The sequence below is a fragment of the Paenisporosarcina sp. P4_E4_2 genome (assembly GCF_056401595.1).
The window spans coordinates 1-3,147 of the sequence record NZ_JBFUJC010000357.1 but is presented as its reverse complement, the minus strand read 5'-3'; the positions used below and the strand labels follow the sequence as shown (position 1 = coordinate 3,147).

The window sequence follows — 3,147 nt, the reverse complement described above, 5'->3', positions numbered from 1 at the left end:
ACCAACAGCCGCCGCCCTACATCCCATAAAAAGAAGCCATTCCCTAAAAAGGAATGACTTCTTCAGTAACTATCTAGTTCTTCATGCGTGGATCCAGTGCATCACGCAATCCATCTCCCATTAAATTGAATCCCAACACCGTCAGCATAATGGCGATACCCGGGAAAATCATGGTCCAAGGAGCATTAATTAAATACATTTTGGAATCTGCCAGCATTTTGCCCCACTCCGGAGCCGGAGCTTCTGCACCAAGACCAAGGAAACCAAGTGCTGCCGCTTCAATAATGGCCGTTGCTATGGCAAGTGTGCCTTGCACGATAACTGGTGCCATTGAGTTCGGTAAAATATGCGAGAATAATATTCGGATATCTTGCATACCGATTGCTTTAGCCGAAGTGATATACTCTTCTTCCTTAATACTCAAAACTTTTGATCGAATCAATCGACCGAAGTTCGGAATGTTAATGATGGCAATAGCAATTAATGCATTTTGCAAGGAAGGTCCCAATACCGATACGACAGCGATTGCCAGTAAGATACTTGGAAATGCGAGCATGATATCGAAAATGCGGGAAATAACCGCATCCACCCACTTACCGTAATACCCTGCTACAATTCCTAAAATACTTCCTGCAACCACCGAACCGATTACTGAGAAGAATCCAACCCATAATGAAATACGTGCACCATGTATAATGCGAGACAATATATCTCGGCCCATGTCATCTGTTCCGAACCAATGAGCAACAGATGGTGCCTGCAATCGATTGGGTAAATCTTGCTCATTTATGCCTTGTGGTGCTATCCAAGGTCCTATGAATGCCACGATGATAAAGAAGAGAACAATCCCAGCTCCGACTACGGCGACTTTACTTTTCTTAAAGCTTCGCCAAGCTTCATGCCAAGGGCCCACTACTTTATCTTGTTGTGCTACTACATCTGATGGTTTAGGCGCGAATCCGACCATTATGAGATTCCTCCTTCTTAATCGTATTTAATTCGTGGATCAATCAAACTGTAAAGAATATCAATTAACAAATTAATCATAACGAAGATAAATGCCACGACAAGAATACCTGATTGGATTACTGGGTAGTCGCGGAAATTGATTGCTTCATAAATGTAACGGCCAACTCCCGGCCACGCGAAGATGGATTCTGTTAATATGGCACCGCCAAGCAGTAATCCCATTTGCAGACCGATAATTGTCAGAACTGGGATGATTGCATTTTTCAATGCATGCTTGTACACAACCCAGAACATTTTTTGACCTTTCGCACGTGCAGTACGTACATAATCCGATCTCATTACATCAAGCATGCTGGAACGAGTCATACGGGCAATGATTGCCATCGGAATTGTCGCAAGGGCTAGCCCTGGTAAGACCAGATGTTTCAATACAATGCCTAATTGATCAAAGCGTCCTTGAAGAATAGTATCCAACACATAAAGATTGGTTATTGAATCTATGGGATTCCTGACGTCTTCACGTCCTGTAGTTGGAAGAATGCCAAGCTCGATTCCAAAAATATATTGCATCATCAAACCAAGCCAGAAAATCGGCATGGACACTCCAACTAGCGCTAATATCATGGCTGTATAGTCAAACCATGAGTTTTGGAACCAGGCAGAAATGATACCTGCATTGACACCGACAATGACTGCTATAAGAACCGCAAATAGAGATAATTCAAATGTAGCAGCTAGATACGGCCAAATTTCTTCAGAAACTGGTGTAGTTGTCCGTAAAGATTCTCCAAGATCACCTTTTAACAATCCACCTAGATAATCAAAATATTGGACATACCACGGATTGTCTAATCCGAGCTTTGCTCGTAATGCCTCAATCGCTTCTTTCGTCGCTTGTTGACCCAAAATAACTTGTGCTGGGTCCCCAGGAATGGCACGAATAATCATAAAAACGACAAACGTCATGCCCAGCAAAACTGGGATTAATTGCAATAGTCTTCTCCCGATATAGTGAAGCATTGTCTTCACCTCTCCATCTGATGCGATATGTAAATCAAAATTTCATTTCATTTGTTTTCGTAAATAAAATGGGGAGAAATCACGTAGACTTCTCCCCATCAGTCAGTTTGTTACTTGAAGTCTACTTCTGCTAACTTATCAGAACCAGTCGGATGTGGTAAGAAGTCTACCAGATTCGCTTTACCTGCAAGAAGTGGAGTAGAGTGAGCAAGCGGTACCCACGGAGCGTCTTCGAAAATGATTTCTTGAGCTTGACCGTAAAGTTCATTTCGCTTGTCTTCATCAACTTCTGATTGTGCTTCAATTAGGATGTCGTGTAATTCGTCGTTGCTATAGTATGAATAGTTATTGCTTCCGATATTGTCTTTATCAAGTAATACGTATAGGAAGTTATCCGCATCACCATTATCACCAGTCCAACCTAACATGAATGCATCTGCTTCTCCGTTACGAGCTTTTTCCAAGTAAGTTGCCCACTCGAATGTAACGATTTTCGCTTTGATGCCAACATCAGCTAAGTTTGATTGAATAACTTCTGCCACTTTTTGGCCATCTGGCATATATGGACGTGGTACAGGCATTGCCCATAGTTCCATTTCAAAGCCTTCTGCAAGACCAGCTTCAGCTAATAGTGCTTTTGCTTTTTCTGGATCGAAATCATATCCAGCAATGTCGTCATTATAGCCGCTGATTACTGGAGGCATTGGGTTTTTCGCTACTTCAGCGCGACCTTCAAAGAATGCATCTACGATCGCTTGTTTGTCAATTGCATGGTTAATTGCTTGACGCACTTCCACTTTATCAAATGGAGGACGTGTACTAGTTAAACCTAAGTAACCAACGTTCATTGATGGACGTTCGAATAATTGCAATTCTGAGTTGCTTTCAACAGATTTGCCATCAGCAGGATTTACACCATCAGCCAAATCAATTTCACCTGTGTTTAAAGCGTTCAAACGAGCTGAGTTATCTGGAATTGCTTTGAAAACTACTTTATCAAGTTTAGGAAGACCCTTAACCCAATAATCTTCGTTCTTTTCAATTGTGATTGAATCATTACGTTTCCACTCGACAAATTTGAATGGTCCAGTACCTACTGGATTATCGCCGAATTTTGCTCCTTGTTCTTCAAAAGCTTTCGGGCTCGCAATACCGAAC

Annotated in this window: 3 protein-coding genes; all 3 read right to left on the bottom strand. The window is 41.9% G+C overall.

The window, feature by feature from the left end; all coding sequences use genetic code 11:
- Positions 1–73: 73 nt before the first annotated feature.
- Entirely contained in the window at positions 74–967 is an 894-nt protein-coding gene (locus AC1DSB_RS17045) for an ABC transporter permease (protein WP_477531750.1), read from the bottom strand.
- Between the two features lie 17 nt (positions 968–984).
- A complete protein-coding gene (locus tag AC1DSB_RS17040) occupies positions 985–1,989 on the bottom strand; it encodes an ABC transporter permease (RefSeq protein ID WP_016429227.1) in 1,005 nt (334 codons plus the stop codon).
- A 110-nt stretch (positions 1,990–2,099) separates the two neighbouring features.
- Positions 2,100–3,147: ABC transporter substrate-binding protein (locus AC1DSB_RS17035; RefSeq protein ID WP_477587182.1), on the bottom strand; the 1,048-nt coding region annotated here is incomplete at its 5' end.

What these genes read in the sequence shown, in the direction of transcription:
- AC1DSB_RS17045 (WP_477531750.1), bottom strand. Translation starts at nt 967, where the DNA reads ATGGTCGGATTCGCGCCTAAACCATCAGATGTAGTAGCACAACAAGAT.
- AC1DSB_RS17040 (WP_016429227.1), bottom strand. Translation starts at nt 1,989, where the DNA reads ATGCTTCACTATATCGGGAGAAGACTATTGCAATTAATCCCAGTTTTG.